Raw genomic sequence first — 18,006 nt, 5'->3', positions numbered from 1 at the left:
TGACTCGCATGCGCATGCCCCGCTCAGTCTGCGGAATCCCGGTCGATCGGCTCGTCCGTATCGCTGCTCCCACTCCCGCCGTCGTCGGGGAATGCCACATGCTCCTGCGCACCGGCAGCGGACGAGCCGATGAGTTCCATCAGGCGCTTGTGGAGGGTTTCGGAGCGCGCGCGGAGGAAGCCTTCGTAGTCATCCCGCAGGGCTGCTTCGAAGGCAACCTCCTCGATGAGGCAGGTCGCCAGGCGCTTACGGATCGTGTCCTTGCCCTGGGTCTCGCACAGATCCTTCAGGTAGACCGATGGTGGCTGGTCGCTGATGGCGATGTTCGACACGGAGCTCAGCATGATCAAGTTGGCGCAAACATTGGCCTGGCTCACGTTGAGCCCTTGCTTCTTCAGGAACGACTTCGGGAAGAAGTGGTGGAACTCCTTGTCGTTCTGCCAGGACAGCGCCTTGTCCGTGTCGATCCGGCGGCCGTTGCGGAGGTCCAGTGGGTGCGCCTCGGCGAGCAACAGGCCGAGCAGCTTCGACGGGGCATTCGTGGCCCTGAACTGATTGCGGCGCCACAGGACGCTGCGCGGCACGCCCGCACTGACCTCGATCTCATCGGTCCGACCCGAGGCGAAACTGTGGACCGCTTCGCGGTCGTCCGTCATCTGCCGCGCGTTCCAACCCTTGAAGTACTCGCCGCTGGCGGTGAGCCAGAACCATCGTTCGATGGCGTCGTACTGGGCTGCCGTGGCCTTCGGTACCTGGCGGAAGACCTCGACCAGGACCGCGAACTGGTTGTAGTAAGGCAGGGCAGCAGCACGGGGCGTGCGGACATGCGTGGTCAGGAAGTCGACCGCGAGCTTGGATGCTTCGACGGCGGCCTTGACCGCCTCCTCCAGCTCATCCTTGTTCAGATTCCGCAGCTGGTTCATGTCCTCGCGAGAGAACCCGAACCCGGCAGCGGCGGAGATTGTGCGCAGCATGGTCTTCGTGTCGACCTTGCCGTACTGCTTCCGGCTCAGGACTTCGAGCAGCTCGTCAATCTCGTCCTTGAGGTCGAACTCCGGGCTCCAGGTCGCCGCCCGCATCAGGTCGACGACGGTGAGCGGGGTCGCGGTGCTGTTGATCCGCTCGAAGACCTTCGCAACCTCGGTCGACGGCATGCCCCGCAGGGTGACTACGGCGATCTGATAGTTCGAGAAGCGGTTGTACAGTTCCTCGGCCCGCTCCTGCAGGTCCTCAGAGCCGAGCTTCGAAGCACGGTTGGCGAAGAGGAAGCCGTTGGAGAGCAGCCGGACCGGGATGATGTGCGAGGGTGGGTCCTCCAGGGTGTCCGTATGCCTGAACGCCTGCTCTTCGAGGTCGTAGACGATGTTCCAGTTACTCTCAGTGTCACCATCCGGGGTCCAGTGCAGCGCCCCGCAGATCGTCGCCAGTCGCTGCTGTCCATCGAGGATGTAGTTCACCGGATAGCCGTGGCGGTGTTCGCCGACGGCCAGCCCGGCGACCGTGCGCTCACTCGCAAGCTGCTCGGTGCTCTGCCACAGCAGGATGCTGCCGATGGGGTAGTTACGCGCTACGGAGTCGAGCAGATCGAGGATCTGCTGCCGAGTCCAAACGAAATTCCGCTGGAACTTGGGCAGTACTACATCGCCCTCCAATACCCGGTCGACCACGGTTAGCAGTCGTGGCACGCTCGAGTCCGGATCCTGTGCCTGGCGCTTCTGAACGGGAATCGTCGCCAACGCATCCCCCCATCTGAGCAGTTGACGACAGTCTATGAGGCACCACTGACAACGTCGGTCGTAGCCCGGCATGACGGAAAGGCACTCCGCTGCGAGCGAGTTCGAGACCTCGACTTCTCCCACCGCTCAACCTGCGGCGATCCAGGCGGGCATCCTAGGCGACCTCCACGGGAGGGCTCTCGGGGGACCGCCAGGGGACACGCAGGGGACGGAAGGACCCGGAAGGATCAGGAAGGCCGGCGCAGGAGCAGAACAGCACAGGCCCTGTGACCTGCGGTTATAGGAAGATCGAGGCAAGAGCGGGGACCGATCGGAAGACCCGAAAAGGACTCATAATCCGTCGGCCGTGGGTTCGAGTCCCACCCGCCCCACCGAAGCAACGGTTCAGCAGTGCGAAGACGCCCCCGCCGAGGGGCGTTTTTCGTATGCGCCGCAAGGGTGCCGGGACCCCGGTGGCCGGGGTGCGGGACGGTGCCGCGGGCCGCACCGATCATGCCACGGCCGGCCCCGGGCTCCCGGCCGTGACACACCGCGTACCGCGCCGCGGGCACACAGCGGCGCGGGGCCGGGGGTTCTCGCGAGCCGCGGGGCACCGGTCCCTGCCCCGCGGAGGGCTCACACGACGGCCGCTGACGGACGGTCGACGCGCTCGGCCGGCGGCCGAGCGCCGACGACCGGGCGAACCGGTCCCGGACCCCCTGCCCCGGCTCGGCCGCACCCACGGGTGCGGTGCGGCCGAGCCGGGGGCTTGTCGCGCGGCGGCCCCGGTGTCAGTTCTCCAGCAGGTTCCTCATCCGGGAGATCTCGGCGTTCTGCGCGGTGACGATCTCCTCGGCCATCGCCTTGGCCGGCGCGTGCGAGCCCTCGGACTTCTGGGTCTCGGCCATCTCGACGGCACCCTCGTGGTGCTCGACCATCAGGGACAGGAACGCCCTGTCGAACGCGGCGCCGGACGAGGTCCGCAGCCGCTCCATGTCGTCGTCCGACATCATCCCGGACATCCCGTGGCCCGCCCCGTGCCCCGCGTGGGGGTCGGCGTCCGGGGCGGGGACCTGCTCGCCCCAGGAGGTCAGCCAGCCGGACAGCGTCCGGATCTCCGGGTCCTGGGCGGTGCTGATCTCGCGGGCGAGCGTTTTGACCTCGGCCGACGAGGCACGGGTGGCGGCCAGTCCGGACATCTCCAGGGCCTGGCGGTGATGCGGGATCATGCCCTGGGCGAAGGTGACGTCGGCGGCGTTGTGGCCCGCGGAGGACTGCGCCGGGGCGGAGGCCGCCGGGGAGCTGTGGGCGCCGTGCCCGGACGGGCTGCCGCCGCCGGACCCGCAGGCGGCGAGGGCGAGCGCTGCCGCGGTGGTGGCGGCGAGGACGGCGGCCCGGCGGGCCGGGGAACTCATTGCGGTCATGGTGATGCGACTCCTGATGCTGCGAAGGGCGCGAAGCGCCGCCGGCCGAGGGGGCTCCGGCGCGTGCTCCCGGGCGGAGTCGTGGGGCTCCTGAGGAAGGCGCGGCGGGGCGTCCCCGGGGCGCGGGGCTTCGCGGAGAAGGGCGTACGGGCGCGGGGCCGCCCGGGGAGGGCGGCGCCGCGGGGGACGCCTATATGCGCAGGACCTGGAGTTCGCTCAGCGCGGGCGGGCCGCGGCCCGACTCGCCCGTGCGCCCGTCGCACGCGGCCGCGGAAGCCGGGAGGGACGGGGCGCAGGGTCCCGGTACGAGTGCGGGGAGGGCCGGCGCTCCGCCGAGCCCGCTCGCCGCGCAGGTGCCGTCGGCGTGCTCGGCGTGGCCGTCGGCGCCGCCGTGGCCGTCGTGCACGGCCGCCTCCGCGGCACGGGCCGCGGAGGCGGGGGCCGGTGCCGGGTCGGTGCGGCCGTGGGAGGCGGCCGGCGGATGCTCCGCGGCCGCTACGTGGCCGGCCGGGGCCGGGGCGGCGGTGGCCGGTGCGGACACCAGGCCGTGCATCGCGAGCAGTCCGGTGAGCACGGCGAGGAGCAGCAGCAGGCGGGCCCGTGTGCCGTGGGCCCGGGGCGTGCGCCGCCGCTGTCGCCGGATCATGTCCGCCATCGTAGGCGGCGGCCGTCCGCGCGGTGGCCGTGACCCGCGTGCCGGGACGGGTCAGGCGTCGGTGCCCGTGATGTTGACCAGCCAGGAGATGCCGCAGGCGTCCGTGCACATGCCGAAGACGTCGCCCCACATCTGCTTCTCCAGCGGGACCGCCACGGTGCCGTCGGCGGAGAGCTTCTCCCAGTAGCCGCGCAGTTCGTCCGCGTCGTCACCGCTGAGACTCACGGAGAAGTTGGTGCCGGGGCGGTGTTCCATGCCGGGCGGGTTGTCGGCGCCCATGAGGGTGTAGCCGCTGCCCGTCTCCAGCATGCTGTGCATGATCTTGTCGGTGTACTCCTCCGAGGGAGCCCCGCCGAATTCGCCGAAGGTGTGGGACGTGAGGGTCCCTCCGAAGACGCTCTTGTAGAACTCCATCGCCTGCTTCGCGTCACCGGCGAAGCTGAGGTACGGATTGAGGCGAGTGGCCACCTTGATCCCCTTTCGTGACGTTTCGTCGGAGCGCAGCGTACCGGCGGCGCCGTGCCGGGGCGGGCGGGTCGCCGAACGTGTCTTTTCCGGGGGCGGGTGTGCAGAAGTGAAGGGGTTTCGTGCGGTAACCCGGACGAGTTCGGGCCGCTTTCGGGCAAACGTCGAGGAGCGGCCCTCCATTGGGGTGGCATTGCCGTACTCGTCGGCCTTCGCAGAAAGCGGTTCCCGGCCCCTGAAGTTGTCCGATCCTGTGCGGTGGGGAATGGCGGGAAGAACGGAACTCTTGTTCATGGCGGGGAAGTTGTGCCAGGGTGAGCCTCCTCGCATCCGAACAAACGCCATTCTGATCAACCGTTCGAATTTCCTGTGGGTGGGCCTCTCCAAAAGAGAGGGCATCGCCACCAGAAGGTGTGTACCAACAGGCGCGCCCCTTTCGACCGGCCGCCGGCACCCGCCGGCCGGAGCCGATGGCCGAAACCGCAACCCCCCACCGCATTGCCATGGATGGAAAGACGTCTATGCAGCACCCCAGCACGCCCGGGAGCGTGCCCTCCCCGCCCGCCGGACAGGTGACCGGGAGCTCCGACGAGGAACTCGCCGCCGCACTGAGGACCGACGACACGGCCCGGCCCGCCCGCCCCGTCGCCGGTCTGCTGGCACGCCACTGGCAGCCCCTGTTCGACTACGCGGCGGCCTGCGCGCCCTCCGCGCGGACGGCCTCCATGCTGGCCACGGCCGCCTTCGCCCAGGTACTCGACGCGCTGGCGCGCAACGGGGTCACGGGGGCCGTGCGCCCCCACCTTCTGGTCACCGCCCGGCACATCGCCAGGAGCTGGGCCGCCGACCCGGACGTCACCACGGCGCTGCCGGGTCTCACGATTCCCGGACCACCGGCCGAGAACCGCCAATTGGTGGCCCGTGCATTCCACGCAATGCCCATGGTGCCGCAGGTGCTGCTCTGGCACGCCGAGACGGAGGCCGAAGGGATATCCGTCCCCGCCGGCCTCCTCGGAATCGACCCCCGCCTCGCTTCCGAGCAACTCGGCCAGGCGCGCGAACAGTTCCGCCAGACCTGCGTCCGCACCCACCGCGAACACGCCCCCACCCGGGAATGCCGCCACTACAACCGGCTCCTCGACATATCCCTGCGGCGCGGCGGCGAACTCATCCCCGACATCCAGGTGCACCTTTCCGAGTGCCGCTACTGCCGGGACGCCGCCGACCAGCTCGACCAGACCGGCGGACGGCTCGGAGTCCTCCTCGCCGAGGGGCTGCTCGGCGGCGCCGCGGCCCCCTACCTCGCCTCCCGGCCCGGACGGCGCCGCCAGGCCAGGCTCAGGGCGGGCGGAGAGAACCGGTCCGACGGGCCGGGGCCCGCCGGACGCGGCCGCCACTCCCGGTCCGGCCGGGCGCGGGCCGCCCTGCCCGACCTGGTCCTGCGCGGCCGGCGGGCCGCCGCCGAGCGGACGATTCCCACCGCGCTCGGCATCGGAGCGGCCGTCGCCGTCACCGGGCTGCTCGTCGCCGGCCTCGCGACCGCCCTCTGGCCGGACGACGAGCCCGACCACGCCGGCCCCGCCGCCCCCGGCGGAACGGTCACCGGCAGCGCCCGCCCCGCTCCCGGGGCGGGGGACCCGTCGGCAGGCACCCCGTCGGCCCCGCTGCCCTCCACGACCTCGGCCGGTCACCCGGCCGGACCGGTCACCCTCTCCCTGCGCAACGTCGAGGCGGACCTGTGCGTCGACTTCGCCGGCGGCGACGCCCGGGCGGACGCGGACATCCTGATGGCCGCCTGCTCGGCGGCCCCCAGCCAGCGCTGGGTGTACGAGACCGACGGCCGGCTGCGCAGCGCACTCGCCCCCGGGCTCTGCCTGGACTCGCGCGGACTCGATGGCATCGTTGTCGCGGGCTCCTGCACCGGCCGCGCCGCCCCCGACGGCACCGACGTCCGCTACGACCTGACCATCACGGGGCAGATCGTCCCCCGCTGGAACGAGGGGCTCGCGGTCGTGCCGGTGTCGCCCGACGCCGGTGCCCCCGTCACGGTCAGGGTGCGCGACGACTCCCCGGCCCAGCTCTGGGCGACCACGGCCACCGGACGCCCTGACGCGGGCCCCCTGCGGGGAGGCGACGACTCCGCGCCGGACGCCACCGAGGTCGACGGCCCGCTCCCCGGGGAGGTGTCCTGCGCGCCGGAGGCCTGCGACCCGCCGCCGGTCACCGGTGGGCAGGCGACGCCGTCGTCGGCCGCCGGCCCGTCGCCGCGGCCTTCGCGCGAGGCCGTCCTGCACGCGGCGGTTGCTCCCGTCCCGGCCGGACGGGTCTGAGGCGGTCGGGGTCCGGGCGCTGCCCGGGCGGGACCGGTGTGCTGCCGGGGCCGTGCGGTGGTCCGGCCGCGGGCCGGCGGGCGGGTACGGCCCGCGACGGTGTCCGGGGTCGCCGGACGGGCTGAGGCCTCCCGGCTGGTCCGGCCCTGTGCGTGACCGTGTCCGGGGTCGCCGGACGGCCCGAGGCCACCCAGTTGTTCCGGCCCCGCAGCCCGTCGTCCCGCCGCCACAGCGTCCGACAACGCCCGAGAAGCGCACCCCACCCCGCAACGCCCGCAACACCCCGAACGCCCCCTGGCGGGCAGCCGCCATGGCAGCTAACCGCCAGGTCCCGCGGCCCGCAAGCGCGTTCCAAGCCTCCAGACTGCTGCGCAACGCCCCGGCATCACCCCCCGTCGACCGGGCGTTCACGAGGAGAGGCTTCCCCATGACACGAGCGCCAGCGAGGCGCCGGGCCCGGCTGATGGCCGCCGGGCTCTCGCTCGTACTGCTCCCCGCAGGACAGGCCCTGGCCGCCGGTGCGGACCGTGATCCGGCCGCCGCAGCGGCCGGCCGTCCCGCCACCGCCGCAGCCCACGCGGCGCACACCGTCACCCTGATCACCGGCGACAAGGTGACCGTCACCGACCTCGGCGGCGAGCGGAAGACGGTCACGGTCGACCGCGCCCGGGGCGCCACCGGCGCGGTGCGCAGCGAGGTCTCCGACGGCCGGATCACCGTGGTGCCCGACGAGGCGCGGCCCTACCTGGCCGCCGGGGTCCTCGACGAGCGGCTGTTCGACGTGACCGGGCTCATCGAGCAGGGTCTCCACGGCGAGGCCGGCCTGCCGCTGATCGTCTCCTGGGGCAAGGGCGCCCGTGCCGTCGCGCCGCGCGGCGCGGAGACGGTCCGCGGACTGCCGAGCATCGGCGGCGCGGCGGTCGAGGCGGCGGCCTCCGGGGAGTTCTGGGACTCCGTCACCTCGGGGCGCTCGCGCTCCGCGTTCGGCGCCGGTGTCTCGCAGGTGTGGCTCGACGGGCGCGTCGAGGCCGACATGGCCGAGTCCAACGCCCAGATAGGCACCCCGAAGGCGTGGGAAGCCGGGCTGACCGGCAAGGGGGTGAAGGTCGCCGTCCTCGACACCGGCGTCGACGCGGACCATCCCGACCTCAAGGACCGTCTCGCCGAGACGAAGAGCTTCATCGAGGGCCAGGAGGTCGCCGACCGCGACGGGCACGGCACCCATGTCGCCTCGACCGTCGGCGGCAGCGGCGCCGCCTCCGACGGACGGGAGAAGGGCGTCGCCCCGGGTGCCGAACTGGCCGTCGGCAAGGTGCTCAGCGACGAGGGCTCCGGCAGCGAGTCGCAGATCATCGCGGGCATGGAGTGGGCCGCCAAGGACATCGACGCCAAGATCGTCTCCATGAGCCTCGGCTCCCGCGAGGCGTCGGACGGCACCGATCCGATGGCCCAGGCCGTCAACACGCTCTCCGCCGAGACCGGCGCCCTCTTCGTGATCGCGGCCGGCAACTCCGGCGCCCCCGGCAGCATCGGCTCCCCGGGCGCCGCCGACTCCGCGCTCACCATCGGCGCCGTCGACTCCGCCGACGAGGCCGCCTACTTCACCAGCCAGGGCCCCCGCTTCGGCGACAACGCGCTCAAGCCCGACCTGTCCGCCCCCGGCGTGGACATCCTGGCCGCACGCTCCGGGCTCGCCCCGGGCGAGGGCCCCTACCAGGCGATGAGCGGCACCTCGATGGCCACCCCGCATGTCGCGGGCGTCGCCGCCCTCCTCGCCGAGAAGCACCCCGACTGGACGGGGCAGCAGCTCAAGGACGCCCTGATGTCGACGTCCAAGCGCCTCGACGCCTCGGCGTACGCGCTCGGCGCGGGCCGGCTCGACGTGCCCTCGGCCGTCGGCGCCACGGTCACCGCCACGGGCTCCGCCGACCTCGGCTTCTACGCGTGGCCCTACGAGGAGAACAAGCCCGTCACGAAGACCGTGACGTACACCAACCACACCGACGCCCCCGTCACCCTGGACCTCGCGATCGAGGGCATGCCCGCGGGCGTCGCCTCGGTCGCGGACTCCCGCCTCACGGTGCCCGCCCGCTCGACGGCGTCCACCACCGTCACCGGCGACGGCACCGGCGCCCCCGTCGGCAACTCCTCGGGCAGCGTCACCGCGTCCGCCGGCGGCGAGACGGTCGCCCGCACCGCCCTCGGCCTGGTGAAGGAGGAGGAGCGCTACACCCTCACCGTCCACGTCAAGGACCGCGACGGCGCCCCCGCCCCCGCCGGCCTCGGCGTCCAGCGGCTGGCCGCCGGCGCCGAGCCCTTCCCGGCCGCCGTCGGCGAGTCCGGCACGCTGGAACTGCGGCTCAAGCCGGGCACGTACACCGTGAGCACCTTCCTCGACGTGCGCGGCAGCCACGGCGCGGACTCGCTCGGCCTCGGCTTCCTCACCGACCCCGAGATCACCCTCGACCGCGACCGGGAGATCACCCTCGACGGGCGCGAGCTGCGGGAACTCACGGCGGACGTCGACCGCCGGACCGAGACCCGACAGGTGCTGATGGAGTTCGACCGGGACGCGAACGGCGTCTCCTACGGCGGCGCCGTGCAGGTCCCGCCGAAGTACGACAGCATCTTCGCGGCCCCGACCGACAAGCCCGCCACCGGCACCTTCGAGTACCGGACCGTCTGGCGCCTGGGCAAGCCGGTGCTCAGCGTCACCGCGGGCGGCAGGCAGCTCTCGGAGGCCACCCCGCAGGGCGGGACGGCCGTCCTGGACGGCCGCCGCAGGCTCGCGGTCGTGGACGCCGGCGACGGCTCGGCCGCCGGCTTCCAGGGCAAGGACGTGCGCGGCAAGGCCGTCCTCGTCCGTCTCGGGGACGGTGTTCCCGCGCAGATCGCCCAGCGTGCCCAGGACGCCGGAGCGGTGGCCCTGTTCGTCACCGACGCCGCCCCCGGCCGGCTGATGCAGTGGTTCGGCACCGAGGCGTACGAGGACCGGCCGCTGCACGTGGCGACCGTGAACGCCGCCGACGGCGCCCTCCTGGCCGACGCCGCCCGCCGCGCCCGCACGGTCGAGCTCGACGGCACGCGGTACACCCCGTACGTCTACGACCTCTCCCAGGGCCACCCGGGCCGCGTGCCCGACCGCGACCTCACCTACCGCCCGTCCAAGCGCGAACTCGCCGTGCTGGACACGAAGTTCCACGCCGCGAAGCCCGCGGACGGCGGCGAGTACCGCTACTCGGTCACCGACACCTTCCCCATCGGCTTCGGCTTCCAGGAGAAGGTGGCCTTCCCGGCCGAGCGCACCGACTACGTGTCCACCGGCCCCGGCCAGCGCTGGCACGAGTCGATGAGCAACGGCCCCGGCGCCATCGAGCAGCGCAGCGGCACCCCCTCCTACCGGGGCGGCACCCGCTCCGAGCTCAACTGGTTCAAGCCCGTGCTGCACCCGTGGCTGGGCACCGGCCTCGGCTGGGGCCAGACCCGCACCGGCAACGACCTCGCGTTCAACACCCCCGGCTGGGGCGACTCCGGCCCCGACCACACCGGCTTCGGCGACGTGTGGAACGACACCTCGATGACGCAGTTCACCGAACTCTGGGTGGACGGCGAACGCATCGACCGCAAGATGAGTTCCGGCCTCAACCACTGGGACGCGGACCCGGCCGAGCGGACGTACCGGGTGGTCACCGACACCACGCTCGACCCGGAGCGCTGGCGGCTCGCCGTGAAGGGCCACTCCGAGTGGACCTTCCGCTCCGGCGAGACCCCCTCGGACCGCCGGACCTATCTGCCGCTCCTCAACCTCGGGTTCGACATCGACACCGATCTGCGCGGTGACGTGCGTGGCGGCAAGAGGCTCGACCTCGGCATCTTCGCCGAGTACATCGAGGGCGCGGAGAAGACGGGCCGGATCACCGGCGGCACGCTGGAGGTCTCCTTCGACGACGGGAAGACCTGGACGAAGGTCGGACTCGACGGCGTCCGCGGCAAGGCGGCCGCCTGGGAGGGCTCGGTCCGCGTCCCGTCCGGCGCCGACCACATCTCCGTGCGCGCCTCGGCGTCCGACGACCGCGGCGGCTCGGTGAAGCAGGAGATCATCCGGGCGGTGGGCGTGCGGTAACCGCCGCACCCCGCACCCCGAAGGGCCCGGCGCATCCGCGCCGGGCCCTTCGCGTGCTTCCGTGCTGTGGTTCAGTGCGGCGCCGGCCCCACGATGCCCCGGATCACGCCCAGTTCGGCCAGGTCCTGCGGGCGCAGCCGCAGCTGGTCGGCCGTGTGCGCGACACGCGACGGGTCCCGTTTGAGGATCGCGGCCGCCCACTCCGGGGCGATCACCGAGAAGTAGCTGTCCGGTGTGGCCCAGGTCCGGCCCGGCGCGGCCAGGGCCAGCGCCCCGCCGGAACCGCCCTCGCCGATCAGCAGGCTCGTCACGGGGGTCCGCGCGGCGGCGACCGCCCCGAACAGGCCGGCGATGGCGGCACCGGCGCCCGCCCGCTCCGCCTCCGCGTCGTTGGCCGCGCCCGGGGTGTCGACCAGCGTCAGCACCGGCAGCCCGAGCCGGCCGGCGAACTCCACGAGCCGGGCGGCGGTCCGGTAGCCGGCGGGCCGGGTGGCGGTGCCCGCCTGGGCCGCGTAGGCCACCGGCCGCCCCTGGTGCAGCCCGACCCCGCAGAGCATGCCGGGGTCGTCGCCGCCGCACCGGTCGCCGCGCAGCGGCTCGCGCCGGGTGAAGTAGTCGTCCAGGTACGCCGCGGCCCGCGGCCGCCCCGGGTCCCGGGCCGCCCGCACGGCGTCCCAGCCCGAGCGCGGCAGCCGCACGTCCGGCCCCAGCGCCCGCGGCACGGGCGCCGCCTCCGGCGCCTCGCCCGTGCCCCCGCCGAGGGCCCCGGCCCAGAAGGCGACCGTGTCCCGCAGCGCGTGCTCCGCCACGACCGCGTCGACCTGTCCCGCCGCGAGCTGGCCCTCGGCCGAGTATGCCGCCGGGTCCGCCCCGGGCGGGCGGACCCGCGAGCCCGCGAAGCCGACCTGCGCCCCGGGCAGCGCGAGGACCACGTCGGCGCCCGCGCCGAGGGTCGCCCAGCCGCCGCCGGTCGTCGGGTCGCGCAGCACGGCGAGGTGCCCGACGCCCGCCTCGCGCAGCAGCACGGACGCCCGCGCCACGCGCTGGAGCTGCCCGAGCGCGACCATGCCCTCCTGCATCCGGCTGCCGCCCGTCGCGATCAGCGACACCAGCGGCCGGCGGTGCTCGCGCGCGAGGGCGTACGCGGCCTCCAGCCGGTCCCCGGTGCGCTCGCCGAGCGAGCCGCCGAGGAAACCGAACTCGAAGGAGAGCACCACGCACGGCACGCCGCCGCAGGTCGCGTCGCCGTAGACGACGGACTCCGCGGAGCCCGTCCGGCGCGCTGCCCGGTCGCGGGCCGCTCCGTAGCCCTCCCAGCCCAGCGGTCCGTCGCCGGCCGGCGGCACCTCGCCGAGCTCGTGCTCGGTGAACGTGTCGCAGACCAGGGCGATCGCCTCGCGGGCGGAGATCCGGACTCCGGGGTCAGCCATCGCGCAGCGCCCGCTTCATGATCTTCCCCATGTCGTTGCGCGGCAGGACGTCGAGGAACCGCACCTCGCGCGGACGCTTGTGCGGCGAGAGCTGGGCGGCGACGTGTCCGGTCAGGTCGTCGGCGCTCGGCGGCGAGGCGGGGTCGGCGGCCACCACCCAGGCGACGATCCGCTCCCCGAGGTCCGCGTCCGGTTCCCCGGTCACGGCGGCCTCGCGCACGGCCGGGTGGTCGAGCAGCACGTTCTCGATCTCGCCCGCCCCGATCTTGTAGCCGCCGCTCTTGATGAGGTCGGTGGCCTTGCGGCCGACGATCCGGACCGAACCGTCCGCCGGGCGGACCGCCATGTCGCCGGTGCGGAACCAGTCGCCGTCGAAGGCGGCGGCCGTCGCGTCGGGCCGGTTCAGGTACTCGGTGAACAGGTGGGCGCCCCGGACCTGGATCTCGCCGATCGTCTCGCCGTCCATGGCGGTGATCTCGGTGCCGTCCTCCTCCACGAGCCGCAGGTCCACCCCGCGCAGCGGCACCCCGACCGAGCCCGGCCGGGCGTCGCCGTCGGCGCGCACACTGGTGTTCATCAGCGTCTCGGTCATGCCGTACCGCTCGATCACCCGCCGCCCGGTCGCCGCCGCGATCCGCTCGTGGTCGGGCAGCGGCAGCGCCGCCGAGCCGGACACCAGCAGCCGTGCCCCCGCGAGGGACTTGACCAGCTCCGGGTCGCCGTCCAGCGACTCGGCGATCCGGTGGTACATCGTCGGCACGCCGAAGAGCATGGTGCCCCCGGAGCCCAGCTCCCGGGCCACGCCCTCGGGGCTGAAGCGGCCCAGGTGCCGCACCTCGCCGCCGCGGCGCAGCGGCCCGAGGACGCCGAGGATCAGACCGTGCACGTGGAACAGCGGCAGCGCGTGCACCAGGACGTCGTCCGCGTCCCACTGCCAGGCGTCCTCCAGCGCGTCCAGGGTCGTGGCGACGGCCCGCCGGGGCAGCACGGCGCCCTTGGGCGGTCCGGTGGTGCCCGAGGTGTAGACGACCAGCGCCGCGGCGTCCGGCTCCGGCTCGGTGTCCGGGAGCCGCCCCTCGCCGTCCACCGCCACGTCCACCCGGGCCAGGGCGTCCAGCGCCGCCGGGAGCCGGTCGCCGGGTGCGGCGAGCACCAGTGCGGGTGCGCTGTCGCCGAGGATGTGGGCCAGTTCCCGCTCCCCGGTCCGCGGGTTCAGCGGGACGACGGGGGTGCCGGCCAGCAGTGCCGCGACGGCGCCGACCGCGGTCTCCAGGGCCGGGGTGGCCCACAGGGCGACCCGCCCCGCCCCCGCGTCCCGGCGCAGCCGGGCGGCCAGTGCCCCGGCCGCGCCGGCCAGCTGTCCGTACGTCAGGGACCGCTCGCCGAAGCGCAGAGCCACCGGGTCCGGGCCACCGGGCGCGACCGACAGCGCCGGGAAGAGGGAACTCACTCGTCGACCTCCGGATCTCGTGCCGCGCACGCCGGGCGCGGCTCTCCGGTGCATCATCGTCGCCCGGGCGGCCGCGCGCACGGGTGCCCGGGGAAGACAGGGGGCGCCCGGCGGGGGCCTCTGCCCGTTCTCGGGCGCTTCTGGCTTCTCAGGCGCTCGGCCGCAGGGTGCGCATCCGCCCGTACGCGTACACGCAGCCCGCCAGCGCCAGGTCGGACAGCAGCATGAAGCCGATGGAGTACGAGCCCTGCGAGCTGTAGATCGCGCCCATCACCAGCGGCGGCACGAAGCCGCCGAGGCCGCCCATCGCCCCGACGATGCCGGTGACGCTGCCGACCTGAGGCTGCGGGGTGACCTGCGAGACGAGGGCGAAGACGCTGCCGCTCGCGGTGCCCAGCCCGGCCGCCATGCACAGCAGGGCGATGGTGCCGACCGGGTCCAGCTCCGGGTCGAAGGCCTGCACGATCGCCAGCAGGGCCACGAAGCCGAGCGCGCCGGCTGTCACCACGGCGGGATGGACCCGGTCCGAGAGCCAGCCGCCGAACGGCCGGAACACGACGGTCACCAGCGCGAATCCGGCGGCCTTGGTGCCCGCGTCGGTGGGGCTGAGCTCGTACCACGTCTTCAGATAGGTCGGCAGGTACACGCCGAACGCGACGATGCCGCCGAACCCGATCGCGTACAGCGCCGACAGCTCCCAGGTCACCCGCAGCCGTCCGGCCTGCCCCAGCCGCTGCCCGAGCGTCGTGGTGGGCACCTTCCGGTCCGGGTGGTCGGTGATCAGCAGCGCGGCTAGGGCGGCGTACACGGCGAGGGCGACGGCCACCACCACGAAGGGCAGGTTCACCCCGTGGTCGGCGATCCGCGGGGTGAAGTAGCCGGACAGCGCCACACCACCCATGCCCATGCCGAAGATGCCGAGCGCGAGCCCGCGGTCCGACGGCGGGAACCACGAGTTGACCAGGGGGATGCCGATCGCGAACGTCGTGCCGCCGAGCCCGAGCAGGAACCCGACCGCGAGCATCGCCGCGTACGAGTTCTTGGCCGGGATCAGCAGCAGCACCGGCACGATGGTGAGCGCGGACACCAGCGGGAACATCAGCTTCGCGCCGTACTTGTCGGTCAGCGCGCCGGCCGGGATACGGCCCAGCGACCCGACCAGCACGGGCACCGCGACCAGCAGCGACTGCTGGAACGAGCTGAGGTCCAGACGATCCTTGAAGGCGCCGCCGAGCGGGGAGATCAGGTTCCACGCCCAGAAGGTGAGCGTGAACCCGATCGTGGCCATGATCAGGTTGCGGTACGCGGCGGCGGAGGGCTTCGCGCTCTGCGCGGGCGAGGGCTTCGCGACGGTGTCCACCAGCCCAGTCAAGGCATCCGGCCTGGTCCGGGCGCGCTGGACTGCTCCGTACGAGGGAGTCCCGCGCGGGGTTCAGCGGCCGTGCAGCGGTGCCTCCCAGACGACGACGGTGCCCCGGTCGCCGTCCTCCGGCGTGCCGTCTCCGTCCTCCCGCGTTCCGTGACCGTCCTCCCGCGGGCCCCGGTCGCCGTCCTCCCCCGTGCCGTCGTCCCGCACCGTCAGGCGGACCCCGTCCCCGCCGTCCGGCAGACGGACCGTCACGTCCACGGCCACCTCGACCCGCGACACCCCCGCCCGGCGGTGCGCCGCGGCGAGCGCGCCGCGCAGCTCGCCCAGCAGGCGGCCCTCCAGCGGCTCTCGCACCAGGGCGTCGACGGGCCCCGTGAAGCGGACGGACGGCGAGAAGCCCAGCAGCACCGCGGCCCCGCGCGTCTCGCGCAGCACCCGGCCGCGGAAGGTGGTCGGCGCGTCGGCGGGCGGCTGCTGGAGCGCGAAGATCGCCGTGCGGACCTCCTGGATCGTGGAGTCCAGCTCGTCCACCGCCCGCCCGATCAGCGACGCGGTCTCCTCCTCGGCGGCCCGTCTGCGCGTCGACTCCAGCATCATCTCCGTCGCGAACAGCCGCTGGACGACGAGATCGTGGAGGTCCCGCGCGATCCGGTCGCGGTCCTCGTAGACCGCGAGGCGCTCCCGGTCGTGCTGGGCGTCGGCCAGCAGCAGGGCGAGCGCGGCGTGCGCGGCGAACCGGGAGGCCAGCGACTGCTCCACGGCGGTGTAGGGGCGGTCCCCCCGGTGGCGCGGCAGCGCCAGGGTGCCGATCAGACGGCCGCCGCTCTGCAGCGGCAGCATCATCGACGGGCCGAAGCGGCCGCGCACCGCGGTGGTCATCCGCGGGTCCGTCGCCGAGTCCTCGACGAAGACCGGCTCCCCGCCGAGCAGTTGGACCAGCACCGGCGATCCGGGCAGGATCGTCGTCCCCACCAGGCCCTCGGGGTCGTCCCGCGTGGACGCGGCGACGATCTCCATCCCGCCCTCGCCGGTCGGCTGGAGCACCACCCCGGCGGCCGCCCCGGCGAGGATTCTCGCCTGCTCCGCCACCGCCGTCAGCGCGTCGTCGGCGCTGTGGCCGGCGAGGAGCGCCGTGGTGACGGCCGCCGCGCCCTCGATCCAGCGCTCCCGGCGGCGGGCCGTCTCGTAGAGCCGGGCGTTCTCGACGGCGATCCCGGCATGCGACGCGAGGACCGTGACCAGCGCCAGGTCCTCGTCCCCGAACGGGCCGCCCCGGCGCTCCGTCAGGTAGAGGTTGCCGAACACCTCCTCGCCGACCCGCACGGGGACGCCGAGGAAGCTGCGCATCCGGGGGTGCCCGCCGGGGACCCCGCACGAACGGGGGTCCTCGGTGAGGTCGTCCAGGAGGAGGGGGGAGGGGTTGCGGATGAGTTCGCCGACGAGTCCGGCCGCACCGCTCGGCAGCTTCCCGATCCGGCGGCGTTCCTCGTCGGTCAGTCCGTGGGTGAACAGCTCGGTGATCCGCAGGCCCTCCGCGTCGAGCACGCCGAGCGCCGCGTAACGCGCGCCGGTCAGCCGGGCGGCGGTGTCGGCGATGCGCTGGAGGGCCGGGCGGAGTTCGAGTTCGCTGCCGACGCCGATGACGGCCTCCAGGAGGCCGGAGAGGTCCCGGGAACCGCCGGGCGGGGCGCCGCGGGCGGCCGGCGCCCCCGGCTCCCCGTCCGTCACGCGGCGCCTCAGAATCCGTCGTCGGCGGCGTCGTCGCGCACCGGGCCGGCGCCCGCGGTCACGCTCGCGCGGTCGCCGTCGCCGAGCTTCAGGAACTCGGTGCGCACGCCGGCCTGCGCCTCGGGGATCGCGTCCGCCAGCGGGTCCAGCACCATCGGCCTGATCCGTCCCTCCAGCATCGCGCCCAGCCCGAGGACGGCGCAGGTGTCCGGCCGCTCGGCGATCTGCACGGGCATCCCGGTGGCGTCCCTGAGCATCTGGTCCAGGCCCGGCAGCAGGGCGCTGCCGCCGACCATCATGATGCCGCGGTCCACCAGATCGGCCACCAGGTCCGGCGGGCACACCCGCAGCACCTTGCCGATGCCGTCGAGCACGGAGGTCAGCGGTGTGTGGATCGCGTCCCGCACGGCGGCCGTGTCGACCCGTACCGACCGGGCGAGGCCGGTGGCGACGTCCCGGCCGTGGATCTCGGTGACCGCCGGTCCCTGTGCGGTGAGGCCGTTGCCCCGCAGCGCGAGCTGGAGGGGGCGGACGGACTGGCTGGGCAGCAGCAGCTCGTGCTGGTGGCGCAGGTGCTGGATGACGGCGTAGTCGATGGCGTTGCCGCCGACCGGGATGCGTTCGGCGGTCACGATCGAGCCGAGCGAGAGCACCGCGATCTGCGTCGTCGCCGCTCCGCACACCATGATCATGGTGGCCGTGGGCTGCTCCACCGGGAGACCGCAGCCGACGGCCGCTGCGATCAGCGTGTCCACCAGCTCCACGCGCCGGGCGCCCAGCCCCACCAGGGTCTCCACCGTCGCCCGCTGCGCGAGCGGGTCGCTGTCGTGGGGGGTGCTGGCGGCGGCCCTGAGGCGGGGCTTGCGGCGCAGCTGGCGGCGGAGCTTCTCGCCGAGCAGGTGGCGGAGCATCCGCTGGGCCATCTCGATGTCCACGACGGTGCCGCCGGAGACGGGGCGGGCGACGCGGATGTAGTCCGGGGTGCGGCCGGTCATCTTCTCGGCGAGCGCTCCGACGGCGATCAGGGCGCCGGTGCGGGTGTTCACGGCGGCGACGCTCGGCTCGTCGACGACGAGCCCGGCGCCCTTCACGAAGACACGGGTCCGAGCGGCTCCCAGGTCGACGGCGACATGGCAGCGCCGGAGCTGCTCAAGGCTGACGGTCATGACAAGTCCTCCCGAGTGCGGTACGTGTTCGCATCGTCGGATCGGACGGGCGGGGGCGCGCGCTGGGCTGGGCCGGACGGGCCCGGCCCGGGCCCGTCCGGCGGGGGTGGCGTGCCGCGGGCCGAGGGCCCGTGCGCGGAGCGCGTCGCGC

11 protein-coding genes are annotated in these 18,006 nt (G+C 73.9%); 2 read left to right on the top strand and 9 right to left on the bottom strand.

What is annotated here, in order from left to right; genetic code table 11:
- Positions 1–23 precede the first annotated feature (23 nt).
- The 4 genes from IAG43_RS09670 to IAG43_RS09655 all read right to left on the bottom strand — a co-directional run bounded on the left by IAG43_RS09670 (position 24) and on the right by IAG43_RS09655 (position 4,262).
- On the bottom strand, positions 24–1,736 hold the full coding sequence (locus IAG43_RS09670) for a GmrSD restriction endonuclease domain-containing protein (protein ID WP_223005920.1): 1,713 nt from the start codon (positions 1,734–1,736) through the stop codon (positions 24–26).
- A 770-nt stretch (positions 1,737–2,506) separates the two neighbouring features.
- Positions 2,507–3,139: a DUF305 domain-containing protein gene (locus tag IAG43_RS09665; protein ID WP_187740345.1), complete on the bottom strand. Its 633-nt coding sequence runs from the start codon at positions 3,137–3,139 to the stop codon at positions 2,507–2,509.
- A 190-nt stretch (positions 3,140–3,329) separates the two neighbouring features.
- On the bottom strand, positions 3,330–3,785 hold the full coding sequence (locus IAG43_RS09660; RefSeq protein WP_187740344.1) for a DUF6153 family protein: 456 nt from the start codon (positions 3,783–3,785) through the stop codon (positions 3,330–3,332).
- Positions 3,786–3,845: 60 nt separating this feature from the next.
- A complete protein-coding gene (locus IAG43_RS09655) occupies positions 3,846–4,262 on the bottom strand; it encodes a VOC family protein (RefSeq protein WP_187740343.1) in 417 nt (138 codons plus the stop codon).
- Between the two features lie 518 nt (positions 4,263–4,780).
- Here IAG43_RS09655 and IAG43_RS09650 point away from each other — a divergent pair.
- Both IAG43_RS09650 and IAG43_RS09645 read left to right on the top strand, forming a co-directional pair.
- A complete protein-coding gene (locus IAG43_RS09650) occupies positions 4,781–6,589 on the top strand; it encodes an RICIN domain-containing protein (protein ID WP_187740342.1) in 1,809 nt (602 codons plus the stop codon).
- A 427-nt stretch (positions 6,590–7,016) separates the two neighbouring features.
- Positions 7,017–10,712 (top strand): S8 family serine peptidase, encoded by a 3,696-nt coding sequence (locus IAG43_RS09645; protein WP_187740341.1) that lies wholly within the window; start codon positions 7,017–7,019, stop codon positions 10,710–10,712.
- A 71-nt stretch (positions 10,713–10,783) separates the two neighbouring features.
- On the opposite strand, the gene IAG43_RS09640 is transcribed toward IAG43_RS09645, so the two are convergent.
- The 5 genes from IAG43_RS09640 to IAG43_RS09620 form a co-directional block, all read right to left on the bottom strand.
- Positions 10,784–12,142, bottom strand: a complete 1,359-nt coding sequence (locus tag IAG43_RS09640; RefSeq protein ID WP_187740340.1) for a carboxyl transferase domain-containing protein — start codon at positions 12,140–12,142, stop codon at positions 10,784–10,786.
- Complete coding sequence (locus tag IAG43_RS09635) at positions 12,135–13,592, bottom strand: acyl-CoA synthetase (RefSeq protein ID WP_246574198.1); 1,458 nt, start codon at positions 13,590–13,592, stop codon at positions 12,135–12,137. Before IAG43_RS09635 ends, IAG43_RS09640 begins: the two co-directional genes overlap by 8 nt.
- A gap of 148 nt (positions 13,593–13,740) precedes the next feature.
- Positions 13,741–14,880: a nitrate/nitrite transporter gene (locus tag IAG43_RS09630; protein ID WP_187744376.1), complete on the bottom strand. Its 1,140-nt coding sequence runs from the start codon at positions 14,878–14,880 to the stop codon at positions 13,741–13,743.
- A gap of 144 nt (positions 14,881–15,024) precedes the next feature.
- Positions 15,025–16,689 (bottom strand): GAF domain-containing sensor histidine kinase, encoded by a 1,665-nt coding sequence (locus IAG43_RS09625; RefSeq protein ID WP_187740338.1) that lies wholly within the window; start codon positions 16,687–16,689, stop codon positions 15,025–15,027.
- Positions 16,690–16,697: 8 nt separating this feature from the next.
- Positions 16,698–17,855, bottom strand: a complete 1,158-nt coding sequence (locus IAG43_RS09620) for a rod shape-determining protein (RefSeq protein ID WP_246574196.1) — start codon at positions 17,853–17,855, stop codon at positions 16,698–16,700.
- Between the last annotated feature and the right edge of the window lie 151 nt (positions 17,856–18,006).

The sequence above is a fragment of the Streptomyces genisteinicus genome (genome assembly GCF_014489615.1).
Classification (GTDB): Bacteria; Actinomycetota; Actinomycetes; order Streptomycetales; family Streptomycetaceae; genus Streptomyces; species Streptomyces genisteinicus.
This window is presented reverse-complemented; position numbering and strand designations above follow the sequence as displayed.